This is a genomic window from Rhizobium sp. BR 314, from assembly GCF_047445805.1.
Taxonomy (GTDB): Bacteria; Pseudomonadota; Alphaproteobacteria; order Rhizobiales; family Rhizobiaceae; genus Rhizobium; species Rhizobium lusitanum_B.
In genome coordinates this window covers 357896-374955 of record NZ_JARWLA010000001.1, presented here as the reverse complement: position 1 = coordinate 374955, position 17060 = coordinate 357896, and the positions used below count along the sequence as shown (strand labels likewise).

At 59.9% G+C, this 17060-nt stretch carries 15 protein-coding genes and 1 tRNA gene; 14 read left to right on the top strand and 2 right to left on the bottom strand.

The window, feature by feature from the left end:
* Positions 1 to 2: 2 nt before the first annotated feature.
* From tilS to glmM, 4 genes are all read left to right on the top strand, one after another.
* A complete protein-coding gene (tilS, locus tag QD461_RS01790; RefSeq protein ID WP_414086215.1) occupies positions 3 to 1334 on the top strand; it encodes a tRNA lysidine(34) synthetase TilS in 1332 nt (443 codons plus the stop codon).
* Between the two features lie 115 nt (positions 1335 to 1449).
* Positions 1450 to 3393 (top strand): ATP-dependent zinc metalloprotease FtsH, encoded by a 1944-nt coding sequence (gene ftsH, locus QD461_RS01785; protein WP_414086214.1) that lies wholly within the window; start codon positions 1450 to 1452, stop codon positions 3391 to 3393.
* 188 nt (positions 3394 to 3581) lie between these two features.
* Entirely contained in the window at positions 3582 to 3809 is a 228-nt protein-coding gene (locus QD461_RS01780; protein WP_414086213.1) for a GDCCVxC domain-containing (seleno)protein, read from the top strand.
* A gap of 273 nt (positions 3810 to 4082) precedes the next feature.
* A complete protein-coding gene (glmM, locus tag QD461_RS01775; RefSeq protein ID WP_414086212.1) occupies positions 4083 to 5435 on the top strand; it encodes a phosphoglucosamine mutase in 1353 nt (450 codons plus the stop codon).
* 98 nt (positions 5436 to 5533) lie between these two features.
* Here glmM and QD461_RS01770 read toward each other — a convergent pair whose 3' ends face one another.
* Positions 5534 to 6088 (bottom strand): SH3 domain-containing protein, encoded by a 555-nt coding sequence (locus QD461_RS01770; protein ID WP_414086211.1) that lies wholly within the window; start codon positions 6086 to 6088, stop codon positions 5534 to 5536.
* A gap of 320 nt (positions 6089 to 6408) precedes the next feature.
* On the opposite strand from QD461_RS01770, the gene QD461_RS01765 reads away from it, so the two are divergent.
* Together QD461_RS01765 and QD461_RS01760 are read left to right on the top strand one after the other, a co-directional pair.
* Positions 6409 to 7257, top strand: a complete 849-nt coding sequence (locus QD461_RS01765; protein WP_184702750.1) for an outer membrane protein — start codon at positions 6409 to 6411, stop codon at positions 7255 to 7257.
* A gap of 243 nt (positions 7258 to 7500) precedes the next feature.
* Positions 7501 to 8334: an outer membrane protein gene (locus QD461_RS01760; RefSeq protein ID WP_414086210.1), complete on the top strand. Its 834-nt coding sequence runs from the start codon at positions 7501 to 7503 to the stop codon at positions 8332 to 8334.
* Positions 8335 to 8343: 9 nt separating this feature from the next.
* Here QD461_RS01760 and QD461_RS01755 read toward each other — a convergent pair whose 3' ends face one another.
* Positions 8344 to 9129, bottom strand: a complete 786-nt coding sequence (locus QD461_RS01755) for a glycosyltransferase family 25 protein (protein ID WP_199148109.1) — start codon at positions 9127 to 9129, stop codon at positions 8344 to 8346.
* 263 nt (positions 9130 to 9392) lie between these two features.
* Here QD461_RS01755 and QD461_RS01750 point away from each other — a divergent pair, with 263 nt between their 5' ends.
* The 8 genes from QD461_RS01750 (at position 9393) to QD461_RS01715 (ending at position 16985) form a co-directional block, all read left to right on the top strand.
* On the top strand, positions 9393 to 10571 hold the full coding sequence (locus QD461_RS01750; protein ID WP_414086209.1) for a phosphoserine transaminase: 1179 nt from the start codon (positions 9393 to 9395) through the stop codon (positions 10569 to 10571).
* Between the two features lie 142 nt (positions 10572 to 10713).
* Complete coding sequence (gene serA / locus QD461_RS01745) at positions 10714 to 12309, top strand: phosphoglycerate dehydrogenase (RefSeq protein ID WP_414086208.1); 1596 nt, start codon at positions 10714 to 10716, stop codon at positions 12307 to 12309.
* A gap of 204 nt (positions 12310 to 12513) precedes the next feature.
* Positions 12514 to 13161, top strand: a complete 648-nt coding sequence (locus QD461_RS01740; RefSeq protein WP_414086207.1) for a lysophospholipid acyltransferase family protein — start codon at positions 12514 to 12516, stop codon at positions 13159 to 13161.
* Positions 13162 to 13163: 2 nt separating this feature from the next.
* The gene (locus QD461_RS01735) at positions 13164 to 14114 is read left to right on the top strand and encodes a phosphatidate cytidylyltransferase (RefSeq protein ID WP_414086206.1); all 951 of its coding nucleotides are present in this window, start codon (positions 13164 to 13166) and stop codon (positions 14112 to 14114) included.
* Positions 14111 to 14512, top strand: a complete 402-nt coding sequence (locus QD461_RS01730) for a hypothetical protein (protein WP_414086205.1) — start codon at positions 14111 to 14113, stop codon at positions 14510 to 14512. Before QD461_RS01735 ends, QD461_RS01730 begins: the two co-directional genes overlap by 4 nt.
* A gap of 6 nt (positions 14513 to 14518) precedes the next feature.
* Positions 14519 to 15214 (top strand): CDP-alcohol phosphatidyltransferase family protein, encoded by a 696-nt coding sequence (locus QD461_RS01725; protein ID WP_414086204.1) that lies wholly within the window; start codon positions 14519 to 14521, stop codon positions 15212 to 15214.
* A gap of 332 nt (positions 15215 to 15546) precedes the next feature.
* Positions 15547 to 16746, top strand: a complete 1200-nt coding sequence (gene mnmA, locus QD461_RS01720) for a tRNA 2-thiouridine(34) synthase MnmA (RefSeq protein ID WP_414086203.1) — start codon at positions 15547 to 15549, stop codon at positions 16744 to 16746.
* Between the two features lie 162 nt (positions 16747 to 16908).
* Positions 16909 to 16985 (top strand) — tRNA-Met (locus tag QD461_RS01715).
* The last annotated feature ends 75 nt before the right edge of the window (positions 16986 to 17060 follow it).

The window sequence follows — 17060 nt, the reverse complement described above, 5'->3', positions numbered from 1 at the left end:
CCATGTCTGACGTTGCTGTGACCGCTGCCGCCACAGCCCTTGCGCCTGAAGCCGCCGCAGCCGAGTTTCTTCGTTCGCTTGTAAAGCCTGCTCACATTCTCGTCGCCATCTCCGGCGGCAGTGATTCTACAGGGCTATTGATCGCCCTTGCCGAACAGCTGGACTCCTCTTTCCATTCGAAAGTCACTCTTTCTTCCGTAACCATCGATCATGATTTGCGCGCAGGCGCTGCAGATGAAGCGCTGAAGGTTGCCGCGCTCTGTGCCCAACGTGGCATTGCCCATTTCACCCGCCGTTGGGAGGGCGACAAGCCGAAAAGCGGCATTATGGCCGCCGCCCGCGAAGCGCGCTATGAGCTGATGGCCAACCTTGCCGGTGAGATCTCAGCCGATGTGATCGTTACCGCTCATACTGCCGACGATCAGCGTGAGACGCTTGCCATGCGAAGCGCACGTGGTGGTAAGGCGAAGGACGAGGGCGGCACCGGCATCGCGGATGCAATGTTGTTCGATCGCCGCATCTGGATCGTCAGGCCGTTTCTTTCGTGCACGCGGGCCGATATCCGCGCTTATCTCGAAGAATATGGGGTATCCTGGCTCGAAGATCCGAGCAACGAGGATACCCGCTACGAGCGCGTGCGGACACGTATGCATCTCGCTGTGCAGCCGCCTCTTGCCCTTGCGGCGAACATTGGTGCAAAACGCACTGCGTTGGCCGAAAGGGCGACGACCTGGTTGGATGAGCATGTGACCGTTCATGCCGAAGCGCTTTGTGACATTCGTAGGGCGGCATTCTCCGCAGATCCTGCCGTTATCGCCTATGCGCTCTCTTACCTGACGGCCGTGTTCGGGGGAGGGGCCTATGGGCCTGGCCGCAAGCAAATGGAGCGTGTTCGGGATTTTGTGAATGCCGGTATTCCCGGGCGGCGGACGGTAGGCGGCGTGGTCTTCGATCTGCGCCGCGAGGCGCTCTTTCTGATGCGGGAAAGCCGCAACATCGAGCCGCTAGTGCTTGCCCCTGGCGCGGCCGGCGTCTGGGACGGCCGCTTTGACGTCATCAATCAGGGCTCGGCACCTATTTCCGTGAAGGCTTCCGGCATGGATGGCGCGCAGGTTTTTTCACCGAACTTGCCAAGAGGAGCAGTGCAGCGCGCCTGCGCCGCCATGCCTCTGTTCGTATCGAACGATGCTGGTGTGGCCCCAATCGTCGCAGTTGCGCCCTATCTTGCACCCTTCGACCGCTTTTTGACACGATTCGACCTCATGTTTGCAGATCGCCTTTCGGTCTCTTTTGGCCGTCAAGCCTATATGCGGCCGCCGCTTTCGGTCCTATAGACGTAAAAAACATGTGTCGACGCTGTTTGCCTTGGCAACGGCTTGGCGCAACCCTATGTTAGGGAACAAGTAATGCCGTCGCTTAGCGGCGGAAGTTTCAGTGCTGGGGAGTTCGATGAACCCTAATTTTCGTAATTTCGCTCTGTGGGCAATCATAGCTCTGCTGTTGATTGCTCTGTTCAGCATGTTTCAGAACGCGCCGGCACAAACAGGCTCCAGGGAAATTCCTTATTCGCAGTTCCTTCGGGAAGTTGATTCCGGCCGCGTCCGTGACGTTACCGTCACCGGCAATCGCGTCGTCGGCAGCTATGTTGAAAACGGAACACCCTTCCAGACCTATGCTCCGGTCGTGGATGACAGCCTGCTTGAACGCCTGCAGAGTAAGAACGTCAACATTGTCGGCCGTCCCGAGTCGGACGGTTCCTCGAGCTTCCTGAGCTATCTCGGCACGCTGTTGCCGATGCTCTTGATCCTCGGTGTCTGGCTGTTCTTCATGCGGCAGATGCAGGGCGGTTCGCGCGGAGCCATGGGCTTCGGCAAGTCCAAGGCCAAGCTTCTGACGGAGGCTCACGGTCGCGTGACCTTCGAGGACGTTGCTGGCGTTGACGAGGCCAAGCAGGATCTGGAAGAAATCGTCGAATTCCTGCGCGATCCGCAGAAGTTCCAGCGTCTTGGCGGACGTATCCCGCGCGGCGTTCTGCTCGTCGGTCCTCCTGGTACGGGTAAGACGCTTTTGGCGCGCGCCATCGCCGGCGAAGCCAATGTGCCGTTCTTCACGATCTCCGGTTCCGACTTTGTCGAAATGTTCGTTGGTGTCGGTGCAAGCCGCGTCCGCGACATGTTCGAGCAGGCGAAGAAGAATGCGCCCTGCATCATCTTCATCGACGAAATCGACGCGGTCGGTCGCCATCGTGGCGCCGGTCTCGGCGGCGGTAACGACGAGCGCGAGCAGACCCTCAACCAGTTGCTGGTCGAGATGGACGGCTTCGAAGCCAATGAAGGCATCATCCTGATCGCGGCGACCAACCGTCCCGACGTTCTCGACCCAGCGCTGCTGCGTCCGGGCCGTTTCGACCGTCAGGTCGTGGTTCCGAACCCGGATATCGTCGGCCGCGAACGCATCCTCAAGGTTCACGCCCGCAATGTGCCTCTCGCGCCGAACGTCGACTTGAAGACGCTCGCGCGCGGTACGCCCGGCTTCTCCGGTGCAGACCTGATGAACCTCGTCAACGAAGCTGCCCTCATGGCTGCCCGCCGTAACAAGCGCCTGGTGACCATGCAGGAATTCGAGGACGCCAAGGACAAGATCATGATGGGCGCCGAGCGCCGCTCTTCGGCCATGACCGAAGCGGAAAAGAAGCTCACCGCCTACCACGAGGCTGGCCATGCCATTACGGCGCTTTATGTCGCCGTCGCCGATCCACTGCACAAGGCAACCATCATTCCGCGCGGCCGCGCCCTTGGCATGGTCATGCAGCTCCCCGAGGGCGACCGCTACTCGATGAGTTACAAGTGGATGGTATCGCGCCTCTGCATCATGATGGGCGGCCGTGTTGCTGAAGAGCTGACCTTCGGCAAGGAGAACATCACCTCCGGCGCGTCGTCGGATATTGAGCAGGCCACCAAGCTCGCCCGGGCCATGGTTACGCAGTGGGGCTTCTCCGATGAACTCGGCCAAGTCGCCTATGGTGAGAACCAGCAGGAGGTCTTCCTGGGGCACTCCGTCTCGCAGTCGAAGAATGTTTCGGAAGCGACCGCGCAGAAGATCGATAACGAAGTGCGCCGTCTGATTGACGAAGCCTACCGTCAAGCCAAGGATATCCTTACCGAACAGCATGACGGCTTCGTGGCGATTGCCGAAGGCCTGCTCGAATACGAGACGCTGACGGGCGAGGAGATCAAGGCCCTCATTCGTGGCGAAAAGCCGGCACGCGACCTCGGTGACGACACTCCGCCGAGCCGTGGTTCGGCCGTGCCGAAGACCGGAGCGAAGAAGGATGGGCCGCTCGGCACCAAGGGCGACGAAGCTGAAGGTGGTTTCGAACCCCAGCCCCGCTGACGCGCAGGGTCGTTGAATATGTGAACGAAGAGGCCGGTTTTCCTTTGAATAGGGATCTGGCCTCTTTTGTTGATTGACGGGTAACAAACGGAAGCCGAGGTGGCCTCGCTGAGCGGCCGGAGTTCGAACGTGACCGAAGTGCCACATTCCGTGAGCTGATGTTGCCTTGCAAAAGATCGGATATCTCCATGCGTGAAGCGTCGGTGATCCTCAGTTCAACGATTACCTGCCCGATCTGCCGCTTTGAGGCAGTCGAAGTCATGCCAACCGATGCCTGCCAGCATTTCTATGATTGCAGGGGCTGCGGCGCCGTTCTCCGGCCGAAACCCGGCGATTGTTGCGTGTTCTGTTCATACGGAACTGTCCCTTGCCCGCCGGTCCAGGTTCAGAGGGGCAGTGCCGTCAAGCATGTGTGAGGGGGTGCAGTTTCTCAACCGTTGCTGCACCAACGGTCACCTTATTTACGCCGATAGATTAGGAGGCTGGTTCCGTTTCGTTGGGGATCAGCCTTTTTTAGTGCTTATTAATGGTAACGCGTTGTAATACGCTTTCTTGGTAATTTACGTGCCGAGTTTTGCAATCTATGGCATGAGCCTCAAGCATCGATGTTCGCGCCTCCCACGGAATTCAGTGGAGGTGAACGGGATGCCGCAGTCCCTCATAGGGACGCCGCAATCACGGGAGTGCATATGAAACGTCGCTATTTCGGAACCGACGGAATTCGCGGTCAATCCAACACCTATCCGATGACGCCGGATCTTGCCATGCGCGTGGGTATCGCTGCAGGCACGATCTTCCAGCGAGGCACTCACCGCCATCGAGTGGTCATCGGCAAAGACACGCGCCTTTCCGGCTACATGCTGGAAAACGCGATGGTCGCTGGCTTTACGGCCGCCGGCGTTGATGCCTTCGTTCTCGGACCTATTCCGACACCTGCGGTCGCGATGCTGACGCGTTCGCTGCGTGCCGATATCGGTGTCATGATTTCCGCCTCCCATAATCCGTATGAAGACAACGGCATCAAGCTTTTCGGCCCCGATGGTTACAAACTGTCCGACGATCTCGAAATGAAGATTGAGGACATGCTCGACAAAGACATGTCGGAGCATCTTGCCAAGTCCGAGAATATCGGCCGCGCCAAGCGCGTCGATGGCGTACACGACCGCTATATCGAGCATGCCAAGCGGACCTTGCCACGCGACGTGACGCTACAAGGATTACGCATCGCCATCGACTGCGCCAATGGTGCCGCCTACAAGGTTGCACCGGCCGCCCTCTGGGAACTTGGCGCCGATGTGGTGACGATCGGCAATGAGCCGAATGGTACGAATATCAATCTCAATTGCGGCTCCACCAGCCCGGTGGCGCTTCAGAAGAAGGTGCATGAAGTGCGTGCCGATATCGGAATCGCGCTTGATGGCGATGCCGACCGTGTCATTATTGTTGACGAAACCGGCACGATCATCGATGGCGATCAGCTGATGGCCGCCATCGCCGAAAGCTGGGCCGAGAGCCAGCTGCTGCGCGGCAACGGCATCGTGGCGACGGTGATGTCCAATCTCGGCCTGGAACGCTTCCTGGAGGAGCGCGGGTTGTCGCTGGCCCGCACCGCGGTCGGCGACCGCTACGTTGTGGAGCACATGCGCCAGAACAATTTCAATGTCGGTGGCGAGCAGTCCGGCCATATCGTATTGTCCGACTACGGCACGACCGGCGACGGCCTCGTTGCCGCCCTACAGATCCTTGCAGCGGTGAAGCGCACCGGCAAGCCGGTCAGCGAGGTCTGCCGGCGTTTCGAGCCGGTGCCGCAATTGCTGCGCAACGTCCGCATCTCTGGCGGCAGGCCGTTGGAAGACAGCCAAGTGCGCAAGGCGATCGCCGACGCGGAAAGCGAGCTTGCCCGCAATGGACGCCTGGTGATCCGCCCCTCCGGCACGGAACCGTTGATCCGTGTCATGGCCGAGGGTGATGACCGCAGCCAGATCGAACGCATCGTCGGCGGCCTGATCGACGTTATCTCGAGCGTGCGCACCGCCGCCTGAGTTGGTGCCCGGGCATCATCCCGAATATCAGATCGATGGCCGCCTTTATTGAAGGCGGCCATTTCCTTTCTTGGCTCATTACTGCGGGATGTCCGACTTTACTGGAATATCTCGCCGGGATAGGCGCCCCAGAGCTTGTTTTGCTTGATATAGCCTCTCGCTGAATGTCCCTTGACGGAAACGCGACACCAGCTTCCGCTGCAGGAGTAGAGCGACAGCAGCACCTGCGGCTGCAGTTTGGCAACCACGGTGCCGGTTGCTTCCGGGTCCATGCGCAGCATGGCGTTCTTTGTCAACCAGGGCGCGACAACAGCCATTCGCGCGCCAGAAAGAAGGGCACTGTGCATCCAGCCTGTGACGCCGGTATCGTCGCGAACCTGTCGCCAATGGCCATATTCGTTGATGATCTCCATCGGAAGGCCGGGCTTCACGTAGATCCATTTCGTCGCATAGTTTGTCGACGGACCGACCCGCATACGAGCCTTAAAGGATTTGACGGAAGCGAAGCGGGGAATGGGCAAACCTGTTTGGCGACCCGTCTTCCACGCCGCCGCGGCGACGGGGCTTGCCGGCGGGGTTCCGCCGAAACCGATTGAGCTCAAGAAGATTAAGGTGAGGCACAGGCCGGCATGTATTTTTCGTTGGTAAGTCAATGACCCCTCATTGGTGAACTCCCGGCGGGTGCACTGTAATGGCCGGGTTCTTGCCAATTGGTTTAGAAATTCTGCAGATACGCCCCGGCGGATTTTATGCTTCAGGTGGTTCTGGAGGAGGTGATATAGATGCTATCTCATTATTTTTATTTTTAATTTATTCATGCCTAATATGCAGGCTTGAGTATAACCTGTGAGTAAAACAGGGTAAACATTCGTAGTTAATCAGGTTTTAACTCCTTTTCTTCATTATCCCGACCATGTCTTTTCGGTTGGCAAGCATCTGCTGCGCCAATGGCAAGAAATTTGGAGCCAAAACCATGATGAAAACCGTGATCGGCGCACTTGCCACCTTGCTTGTCGGCACGTCAGCCTTTTCCGCTGATCTTTATACACCAGAGCCGCAGCAGCCGGCGCCGGAAGTGGTCGTTGCCCAGTCGAGCGGCTGGTATCTGCGCGGCGATGTTGGTTATGCCTTTACGAAGCTGCGCGGCGCGAATTATTTTCAGGGCTCCAATGGCAGCCTGGTGGATTTCGACAGCGCCAAGCTCGATGGCAACCTTACACTGGGCGGCGGTGTCGGTTATCAGATCAACAACTATCTGCGCACGGATCTGACGCTCGACTATCTCTTCAAGTCCGACTTCAAGGGCTCGACGAAGGGCGATTGCGGCGCCTGCGGCCCGAATTGGACCGCCGTGCCTGCGACTTCCCGCGATCTGGCGTCCCTGACGGCTTATAGCTTGCTTGCCAATGCCTATGTCGATCTTGGTACGTACAGTGTCTTCACGCCTTATGTCGGCGCCGGTATCGGCGGTACCTACGTCAAGTGGGACAAGCTGAACAACACCTCTTGCTCGGACGCCAATCCCGATTCGTGCGACGGGTCCGTCAACCACAATGGCCGTGGCAGCTGGCGCTTCACCTATGCGCTGATGGCCGGTACTTCGATCGACCTCAGCTGTAACCTCAAGGCCGATGTCGGCTACCGTTACCGCCATATCCAGGGCGGCGACATGTTCGGTTATGCCGAAAACGGCGGCCCCGGCTACGACAAGGGCATCAACCTTCATGAAGCCCGCCTCGGTGCCCGCTACACCTTCGGCGGCTGCCAGACGGCGAGCTACATGCCGCCGGCCGATATCCCGATCCAGCCGGTCTACAAATAAGCCTCCGTCTCACAAGTTATTGAAAAGCTGCCCGGTTTCCCCCGGGCGGCTTTTGCCTTTTCCGCCTTTCCCATTAAGCAATTTTCCATCGCCTTAAAGCTTCATTAACCATGAATTCCCTATGGTTAATGAAATGAAAATGGCGTGTTCCCGGTCACTGGCCCTCTTGAGGTCTTTGCAAGGGCAGGAAAGCCAGCCGGTGAAAAGGGCGGGCATCCGTACGAGGATGGAAGGCGAGGGGTAATGATCCGTTTCGACGCTTTGGCGCTAGCCGCAGCGATGGCAGGCGCATCGACCGGCGCTGCCCTTGCCGGCGACGCAACCCCGCCCGAGATCAAGATGCCCGAAGTCAGCGTTCAGGCAGCGAAGGGCTGGTACGTGCGCGGCGATGTCGGTTATGCCGTCAATGCCAGCCGTGGCGACATGAAGGTTCGTTCCTACGATCCGGCCGGTGGTGATTATCACTCAGGCTCTTTCGATTCGAATCGCTTCGGCGGCGATTTCTCCGGTGGCCTCGGTATCGGCTACCAGTTCAACGATCTGTTTCGCGCCGACGTGACAGGCGATATTTTTAACGGCGATTTCAACGGTCGCCTCTCCAGCGCTATGTCCTGCTCCGGCGGGGCGGTCGGCACCGGTTGTTCCACCAAGGCGCGGTCATCGTTCTCGGCGGGAAGCCTGATGGTCAACGGTTATGTCGATCTTGGAACCGTTGCCGGCTTCACGCCCTATCTCGGCGCGGGTCTCGGTGCGACGCGGGTCTCTTGGGGCAGCGTCAACGCCATCGGCTCATGCGTGGACGGCACGTCGAGCTGTGGTGGCGCGGCTCCGGTCAGCGCTCGCTATCCCGGCGACAGCGACTGGCGTCTGACCTATGCCTTGATGGCCGGTGTCGCCTACGAGGTCGCGCCAAACATTAAAGTCGATCTCGGCTATCGCTTCTCGCACGTCGCCGGCGGCGATATGTTCGGCTACTCCGCTGCGGATTCAGCAGCAGGCGCCGGCGGCGCTATGGGTCGCGACGGCGCGCTGTCGCGCCATGAAATTCGGGTTGGCCTCCGGATCACCACCTGGTAGGCCAAGCGCTCAAGGTGTCGCCAGGACATAGGCGATCCGCCTGAAAAAATCCAAGGTACGGAACAGGTGTGCGGGTATCCGCCGCCATGCGGATGACTTGGCCGCCCGATAATCGCGGCGCCAGCCGACCATCGTACTTCCCCGCAGCGGGCCGAAGCCGAGGACGTTGGTGCGGGTGGTGAAGATGGACATCTGCATGTCCCATCCGCGCTCGATTGCGACATCCCAGGGCAGCGACATGACCGACAACGATCTCACGATCTTCTCCGCACCCTTGCGTGTAATGAGATAGCACGCCGTCGAACCCTGAGGGCCGAAGAGGCAGCGACCGACGATGTCACCCTTCGGGCTCTCCGCCCGGGCATGAAAGCCGCTCCAGCGGTGATTGACGAGCTTGATCAGATCCGCCGTCGGTGCCGCTTCCTTGGCAGATATGGCACGGTCCAGGAAATCTTTGTCCAAGGCTACATCGTCTTCAATGATGATGGCCATGTCGTCGCCATTGGCCAGAAGTCGACGCAATGCCAGCAGGTGGCTCCGGTAGCAGCCGTACTCGCCGGGCAGGATGGTTCTGCCATGCCGGCGCTGGAAGCGCCTGTGATCGACATCTATCCATTGCTCGCGAGGAACAAGAGCGCCGTCGACGCCGTCGATCCGTTCGAAGCGTAACCCGAGCTCACCGCTCTGGCGCTCGATCTCTGCAAGTCTGTCTGCCGCTCGATCGATGTTGATCAGATATACGGGAATGGGTTGTGGGAATTCGAAAGGACGTTCGGCGAGTGCAGTGAGTGACATCGAGCACACTTGTTATTTCCGGCGGCGCGAATCAACTCGCGCTCGACCTAATGTGATTGCATTTCGCCGTAGAAATCAGCTTTTGTGAGGCCGATTTAGATCAGCTCCATTACGGCTAACTTGCGCCATCAAATTTCTCGCACGAATTTGTGAAGTGATGTGGGAGTTCCACTTTCCTGTTGCGCCGGCAGGCGGCTTCCAATATACCCGGCAGCGGGACACCCTTCCCCAACGAAGGGCTTTCTATCTGAGAGGATAGCATCATGACTAAGCTCGCCAAGCCGGACATCCGTCCGGACAATACCCATTTCTCTTCTGGCCCCTGCTCGAAGCGCCCCGGTTGGACGCTCGATGCTCTTTCTGACGCGGCTCTTGGCCGTTCGCATCGCGCGAAGGTCGGCAAAGCCAAGCTCAAGCAGGCCATTGACCTCACCCGTGAAATTCTCGAAGTACCGGCGGACTACCGTATTGGCATCGTTCCGGCTTCCGATACCGGTGCCGTCGAAATGGCGCTCTGGTCGCTGCTCGGCGAACGTGGCGTCGATATGGTCGCCTGGGAAAGCTTCGGTGCCGGCTGGGTTACCGACGTCGTCAAGCAGCTGAAGCTCAAGGACGTCCGCAAGCTCGAGGCCGGTTACGGCGAGCTTCCTGATCTTTCCACGATCGATTTCGATCGCGACGTGGTCTTTACCTGGAACGGCACGACCTCCGGCGTGCGCGTCCCGAATGGCGATTTCATTCCGGCCGACCGCAAGGGGCTGACGATCTGCGACGCCACTTCGGCGGCTTTCGCTCAGAACCTCGATTTTGCCAAGCTCGATGTCGTCACCTTCTCCTGGCAGAAGGTTCTGGGCGGCGAGGGCGCACATGGCGTCATCATCCTGTCGCCGCGCGCCGTCGAGCGCCTGACGACCTATGTGACGGCCTGGCCGCTGCCGAAGATCTTCCGTATGACAAGCGGCGGTAAGCTCATCGAAGGCATCTTCCAGGGCGAGACGATCAACACACCTTCGATGCTTTGCGTCGAAGACTATATCGACGCGCTTCTCTGGGCCAAGGAACTCGGTGGCCTGAAGGCGCTGATCGGTCGTGCCGATGCCAACGCAAAGGTTATCCACGATTTCGTCGCCGCCAACGACTGGATCGCCAATCTCGCTGTCAAGGCCGAGACGGAATCCAATACCTCCGTCTGCCTGAAGATCGTCGATAAGGATGTAGTCGCTCTCGATGCCGATGGTCAGGCGAACTTCGCCAAGGGCCTCGTTGCGCTGCTCGAAAAGGAAGGCGTCGCCTATGATGTCGGCCACTATCGCGACGCACCGTCGGGCCTGCGTATCTGGGCGGGCGCTACCATCGAAGCCTCCGACATGCAGAAGCTGATGCCCTGGCTTGCCTGGGCTTTCGAAACGCAGAAGGCGACGCTCTCCCAGGTTGCTGCCTGAGGTTTGAAGCGTGAATGGCTCCGCCGGCGAAGGCGGAGCTCAGCATTCCGGATTTCTTGTTATTTTCATGCAATTCCTGACGGAAAGCCGCTTCGCATTTCCCGGAAATTGCCCGTCTTAGGTGACTTTTCAGGAGGCCTCAATGGCACCTCGCGTACTCGTATCCGACGAACTGTCGGAAACCGCCGTCCAGATCTTCCGCGATCGCGGCGTCGAAGTCGATTTTCAGCCACAGCTTGGCAAGGATAAGGATCGGCTGTTCGAAATCATCGGCAACTATGATGGTCTCGCCATCCGTTCCGCCACCAAGGTGACGGAGAAGATCATCGCCGCGGCCAAGAACCTCAAGGTCGTTGGTCGTGCCGGCATCGGCGTCGACAACGTCGATATCCCCGCCGCCTCGCGCCGCGGTATCATCGTCATGAACACGCCGTTCGGCAACTCGATCACCACGGCCGAGCACGCTATCGCCTTGATGTTCGCCGTTGCTCGCCAGCTCCCGTCTGCTGATGCCTCGACTCAGGCCGGCAAGTGGGAAAAGTCGAAGTTCATGGGTGTCGAAATCACCGGCAAGACGCTCGGCATCATCGGCGCCGGCAATATCGGCTCGATCGTCATCGCCCGTGCACTCGGCCTGAAGATGCACGTCGTTGCCTTCGACCCGTTCCTGTCGAAGGAGCGCGCCGAGGAAATGGGCGTGACCAAGGTCGAGCTCGACGAACTCTTCGCCCGCGCTGACTTCATCACGCTGCATGTGCCGCTGACCGACAAGACCCGCAACATCATCGACGCGACTGCGATCGCCAAGATGAAGCAGGGCGTGCGCATCATCAACTGCGCCCGTGGTGGTCTGGTCGATGAGGCAGCTCTCGCCGCCGCCATCAAGTCCGGCCATGTCGCCGGTGCTGCTTTCGACGTCTTCGAAGTGGAGCCTGCCAAGGAAAGCCCGTTGTTCGGCCTGCCGAATGTCGTTTGCACGCCGCATCTCGGCGCTTCCACCACGGAAGCGCAGGAAAACGTCGCTCTGCAGGTCGCCGAGCAGATGGCCGACTATCTCGTCAAAGGCGCTGTCTCGAACGCCATCAACATGCCCTCGATCACCGCTGAAGAAGCGCCGATCCTGAGGCCTTTCATCAAGCTCGCCGATGTTCTCGGTGCCTTCGTCGGCCAGGTCACGGAAGATCCGATCAAGGAAATCGAGATCCTCTACGACGGCGTCACCGCCGGCATGAACACGAAGGCACTGACGAGCGCGCTGCTCGCTGGCCTGATCCGCAATCAGGTCGCCGACGTCAACATGGTTTCGGCGCCGATCATGATCAAGGAAAAGGGCATCGTGCTGGCCGAAGTCAAGCGCGACAAGACAGGCGTCTATGACGGCTACATCAAGCTGACGGTCACCACCGACAGCATGACGCGCTCGGTTGCCGGTACCGTCTTCTCGGACGGCAAGCCGCGCTTCATTCAGATCAAGGGCATCAACCTCGACGCCGACGTGGGCAACCACATGGTCTATATCGCCAATACCGACGTTCCCGGCATGATCGGCTTCATCGGCACGACGCTCGGCTCCGCCGGCGTCAACATCGCCAACTTCCAGCTCGGCCGCGACAAGCAGGGCGGCGATGCCATCGCACTGCTCTATGTCGACGGCGCGCTCAGCGATGATGTGCTTGCCAAGCTAACGGCGCACCACGCCATCCGCCAGGCGAAGCCGCTGGTGTTCAACATCGACTAAGCCGCCCCTCCGAGGGTCGGTCGAACCATCCGGTTTGCTCCTCCCAAGAGTCAACTCCGAAACCCGGTGCGACATGAGTTGCGCCGGGTTTTTTCTACTGCTGCGACGGTTGTGGATAAGCCGGGCGAGTAGCTATCGAGGTTTGCGAAACGAGCCTATTTCTTTGTCATGGAGGCTTTGCGGAAGAACATTCTCGGGGAAGGAATGGGCACGCCGATCGAATGGCTGGCAAAACCGGCCTCGGTGGCCATCGTTCTCTTTGCGCGGGCGATTACCGCCGTCAGAGCCATCTGGCCCGAGAGCGGCATGCGTACTAGCCGCTGCGTCTATTTCGCCAATCACTCCAGTCACGGCGATTTCATCCTGATCTGGACAGTTTTGCCGCCACGGTTGCGCAGACGGGTGCGCCCGGTGGCCGGCGCCGACTATTGGCTGAAGTCATCGCTGAACAGCTTCATCGGCCGCGATGTTTTCAATGCAGTCTTGATCGAGCGCGATCGCGAGGTCCGCAAGGAAGATCCGGTTACGCAGATGACCCAGGCGCTCGATGCAGGCTCGTCGCTGATCCTGTTTCCGGAAGGCACCCGAAATCTCACTGAACAATCGTTGCAGCCTTTCAAGAGCGGGCTTTTCCACCTTGCCAAGGCACGCCCGGATATCGACCTTGTTCCGGTCTGGATCGACAACCTCAACCGCGTCATGCCCAAGGGTGAATTCGTGCCTATTCCGCTGATCTGCACCGTCACTTTCGGCGAGGCGCTGCATATCGGCGAGACCGAGGAAAAGGCGGATTTCCTGGCGAGAGCCGAAACGGCCCTGCTGGCGCTTGCGCCGAAGCGGGCGGGGGACTGAGAATGGGGGCAGCAAGCGCCGATCTGATCCACCTCGTCCTCGGCATTTTCGGCGTGCTGATCGTCGCCTCCGTCATCGGCTATGTGCTGGAGCGTCGGCTGTCGCCCGACGGATCGAATGCCGCGATCGAGAACCTGAATGCGCGCATCAAGGCCTGGTGGGTGATGGTGGTGCTGATCGGCATCGCCTTCATTGCCGGGCGCGCCGGCGTCATTCTGCTTTTCGCCTTCTGCTCCTTTGCGGCGCTGCGCGAGTTCGTGACGCTGATCAATACGAAACGGGCGGATCATTGGGCGCTTGCCGCGGCCTTCTTCGTCGTCCTGCCGGTGCAGTATTATCTGCTCTGGGCCGAGCAATATGGCATCTATTCGATCTTTATTCCCGTTTACGCCTTCCTCCTCATGCCGATCATCGCGGTGCTGCGCGGCGATACCGAACGGTTTCTGGTGCGGATCGCCGAGGTGCAATGGGCGCTGATGATCTGCGTCTTCTGTGCCTCGCATGTGCCGGCGCTGCTCACTTTGCATATTCCCGGCTATGAAGGCCGCAACGTACTGCTCATTGCCTTCCTGGTGATCGTCGTGCAGCTCAGCGACGTGCTGCAATATGTCTGGGGCAAGCTGTTCGGGAAAGCGAAGATCGCGCCGCGTTTGTCGCCATCGAAGACGGTGGAGGGTTTTGTCGGCGGCGTGGTCAGCGCCTCGCTGATTGGCGCGGCGCTTTGGTGGGTGACGCCATTCACGCCGCTGGAGGCCGGGCTGCTCGCCTTCGTCATCACGATCATGGGCTTCTTCGGCGGGCTCGTGATGTCGGCGATCAAGCGGGATCGCGGCGTTAAGGATTGGGGTCATCTCATCGAGGGGCATGGCGGGCTGATCGACCGGCTGGACTCGGTCGTCTTCTCCGCGCCGATCTTCTTCCACCTCGTGCGCTTCTGGTGGTCCGTGTCATGAGCGGAAGGCTGAAAGCGCTTGCCGGCAGCAGCATCGTGCATGTGCTTTTCGCTTTCCTGGCCATGGGCGGCTGGGCCTTCTTCGCCAATCACATGCATCCCATGCCGCGCCCCTTGATATCAGGCTTCGTGCAGGGGGTGCTTTCGGGCTGCCTGACGCTGTTTTTGAAGTCCGTGGTCGAAGCTTTGGCGCGGTGGTTCAGCGGCCTTACACGCCTTTGGGCGCCGCCGCTGATTGCCTGCCTGGGCTCGGCAACCATCCTGATTGTCATCCATGTGCTGAGCGGCACGCCAGAGATCCTGAAGACCATTGCCGTGCCGTTGCTGGTCTCCTCCAGCTATGCGGCCATCTACAACTACTCGATATCGGGCGGAAGGCGGCGAAACCATGAGAGGTGAGGGGCCATGACGGGCGAGGGGATGGGTGACAGGCGGCCGCTGGCGAGCCGCAACACGCGATGGGCTCAGACGCTGGCGCGGCGTATGACCGCACTTTCTGTGACGCCGAACCAGATATCACAGACGAGCATGTTGATGGCGGCGCTGGCGGGCGGTTCCTTCTGGCTTTCGGGGGCCGCCGGCGGTGCGGGGATCCGTGTGGCCTTGCTGATTCTTGCGGCCCTGTTCTGCCAGCTGCGTCTCCTCTGCAATCTGCTTGACGGCATGGTGGCCGTCGAAGGCGGAAAGGGCGAAGCCGATGGGCCCTTCTGGAACGAGTTTCCGGATCGGATCGCCGATATCCTCATCTTTGCCGGCGTTGGCTGTGGCATTGCAATGCCCGGGCTTGGCTGGGCCGCAGCCGCCTTCGCCGTGCTGACGGCCTATGTGCGCGAGCTTGGACGCGCCACTGGCAATCCCAGTGATTTCGGCGGGCCGATGGCCAAGCAGCATCGCATGGCCGTGGCCACGGGTGCGGCCCTTCTCTCCATCATCGAGGCCCTTTGGAGCGGTGGTAGCTGGGTTTTGACGGCTGCGCTCTGGATCGTTGCCGTAGGCTCTGCCGTCACTGTTTTGCGGCGTGCAGGCAATTTGGTCGGGCATTTGAAGACTACAGCATCGACCCGAAAATCGGAATCGATTTCCGGAAAGCACGATGCGTAGATTCGAGATTAGAGCGACCTTTGTGCTTCCGAAAGGAAGCACGGCGCTCCGAGGGATGATTCGCGATTTCGCCCACCCCTTGCATGGGTTGGCAATCCTTTCTATATCCGTCCACAACTGAGGCTGGCCGCAAAGAGCGGCCGATGGCCCCACATGATGAAAATTCGCCGCTTTTGCATGGCATCCGGCGGCGAGAGCATGGTCCCGAAAAGTGCATAGCGGTTTTTGGGCAAGGTCATGCGGTATCAGACAATGAAAGCGTGGCGGCTTTTCGAAAAAGTCATCCCGCTCAGGATAGCATCGAAGATCGTGGAAGACTGGCGGCAACGACCGTGAATACACTGGATTTTGACAAGAGGCCGGAAGATACCCGCGTCGTCGTCGCCATGTCTGGCGGCGTCGACAGCTCCGTCGTCGCCGGCATTTTGAAGCGGCAGGGCTATGATGTGCTCGGCATCACGCTGCAGCTCTATGATCATGGCGCTGCCGTACATCGCGCCGGCTCCTGTTGCGCCGGCCAGGATATCGACGATGCACGCCGTGTCTGCGAGACGCTCGGCATCCCGCATTACGTGCTCGACTATGAAAAACGCTTCCGCGAAACGGTGATCAATCCCTTCGCCGAAAGCTATGTCGCAGGCGAAACGCCGATCCCCTGTGTTGCCTGCAACCAGACCGTCAAGTTCGCCGATCTGCTGGCGACCGCAAAGGAGCTCGGCGCGGACGCGCTGGCGACCGGCCACTACATCCGTTCGCGTCCGAATCCGACTGCCGACAATCCCGGCCGCCGGGCGCTCTATCGCCCGGCCGACGCCGATCGCGACCAGAGCTATTTCCTCTTTGCCACCACGCAGGAGCAGATCGACTATCTGCGTTTTCCGCTTGGCGGCATGCCGAAGGCCGAGACCCGCGCGCTTGCCGAGGAGATGGGCCTTGTCGTCGCCAAGAAGGCCGATAGCCAGGACATCTGTTTCGTGCCGCAAGGCAAGTATTCCGACGTCATCGCCAAGCTGAAGCCGAATGCGGCGCTTGCCGGCGAAATCGTCCATCTCGACGGCCGCGTGCTCGGGCAGCATGAGGGCATCCTGCACTATACGATCGGCCAGCGCCGCGGCATCGGCATCGCCACCGGCGAGCCGCTCTACGTCGTCTATCTCGACGCCCGCTCGCGCCGCGTCATCGTCGGGCCGAAGGAAGCGCTCGAAACGCATCGCGTCTATCTGCGTGACGTGAATTGGCTTGGCGACGAGCCGCTGCTGCAGGCAGCTTCCGGCGAGGGCTTTGCCTGTTTCGCCAAAGTGCGCTCCACCCGTGCTCCGGCTCCAGCCGTGCTGCATGCCGATGCCAGCGGCATCTATGTCGATCTTTCTGTCGGCGAGGCGGGTGTTGCTCCGGGACAGGCCTGCGCGCTCTATTCGGCACCGGGCGACGATGCCCGCGTCTATGGCGGCGGCTTCATCGAACGCTCGGAAAGAGAGCCGCTCGCGGAAGCTTCCCTGAAGGCTCTTCTGGCCAGCCCCGTGGCTGCCTGAGGGACGGAACGCTCGGGCTCAAGAGAAAGCGCTGATTTTTCCAAATCATCCGCTTGACACCAAGCCGAACCGCACCTTATAAGCCGCTCACCAACGAGCTGGCGCTTCCGGGCAGCGGTTCGTTTGACCTTTGCGTGTGATGCTAACCATCAAACGCGGCGTGGCGGAGTAGCTCAGTAGGTCAGAGCAGAGGAATCATAATCCTTGTGTCGGGGGTTCAAATCCCTCCTCCGCTACCATATTTTACAAATGTCGCCTCAGAGTTGAGTGCTTGCGTAGCTTGGAGCTGATTGTCCAAGCCTCGATACGCAGCT

Bases quoted from the DNA above. Each gene is read 5' to 3' on its own strand.
- tilS (WP_414086215.1), top strand. From the start codon at position 3: ATGTCTGACGTTGCTGTGACCGCTGCCGCCACAGCCCTTGCGCCTGAA.
- QD461_RS01730 (WP_414086205.1), top strand. From the start codon at position 14,111: ATGAGCGGAAGGCTGAAAGCGCTTGCCGGCAGCAGCATCGTGCATGTG.
- serA (WP_414086208.1), top strand. From the start codon at position 10,714: ATGGCACCTCGCGTACTCGTATCCGACGAACTGTCGGAAACCGCCGTC.
- ftsH (WP_414086214.1), top strand. From the start codon at position 1,450: ATGAACCCTAATTTTCGTAATTTCGCTCTGTGGGCAATCATAGCTCTG.
- QD461_RS01760 (WP_414086210.1), top strand. From the start codon at position 7,501: ATGATCCGTTTCGACGCTTTGGCGCTAGCCGCAGCGATGGCAGGCGCA.
- QD461_RS01755 (WP_199148109.1), bottom strand. From the start codon at position 9,129: ATGTCACTCACTGCACTCGCCGAACGTCCTTTCGAATTCCCACAACCC.
- QD461_RS01780 (WP_414086213.1), top strand. From the start codon at position 3,582: ATGCGTGAAGCGTCGGTGATCCTCAGTTCAACGATTACCTGCCCGATC.
- QD461_RS01750 (WP_414086209.1), top strand. From the start codon at position 9,393: ATGACTAAGCTCGCCAAGCCGGACATCCGTCCGGACAATACCCATTTC.
- glmM (WP_414086212.1), top strand. From the start codon at position 4,083: ATGAAACGTCGCTATTTCGGAACCGACGGAATTCGCGGTCAATCCAAC.
- QD461_RS01725 (WP_414086204.1), top strand. From the start codon at position 14,519: ATGACGGGCGAGGGGATGGGTGACAGGCGGCCGCTGGCGAGCCGCAAC.
- QD461_RS01735 (WP_414086206.1), top strand. From the start codon at position 13,164: ATGGGGGCAGCAAGCGCCGATCTGATCCACCTCGTCCTCGGCATTTTC.
- QD461_RS01740 (WP_414086207.1), top strand. From the start codon at position 12,514: ATGGGCACGCCGATCGAATGGCTGGCAAAACCGGCCTCGGTGGCCATC.
- QD461_RS01765 (WP_184702750.1), top strand. From the start codon at position 6,409: ATGATGAAAACCGTGATCGGCGCACTTGCCACCTTGCTTGTCGGCACG.